The sequence below is a fragment of the Thioalkalivibrio sp. XN8 genome (assembly GCF_011058255.1).
Classification (GTDB): Bacteria; Pseudomonadota; Gammaproteobacteria; order Steroidobacterales; family XN24; genus XN24.
On record NZ_JAALFH010000043.1, the window covers coordinates 1 to 208 of the forward strand.

Consider the following 208-nt stretch of genomic DNA (forward strand, 5'->3'; position numbering starts at 1 on the left):
GGCTGCCTAGAGATGTTCAACGCTTGGCTGCCAGGAAGCTCGAAATCCTCGCCGCGGCCGGCAACCTGGATACGCTACGGGTTCCGCCATCGAACCGGCTTGAGAAACTAAAAGGCGATAGATCTGGACAACACAGCATTCGAATCAACGATCAGTGGCGGATCTGCTTCGTCTGGAAGGGCGGTGATGCATTGGAGGTTGAGATCGT

General features: G+C 55.8%; 1 protein-coding gene. It reads left to right on the top strand.

Annotation, left to right across the window (positions count from 1 at the left end):
• On the top strand, positions 1 to 208 hold a 208-nt coding region (locus G6N75_RS04680), incomplete at both ends, for a type II toxin-antitoxin system RelE/ParE family toxin (protein WP_165347089.1).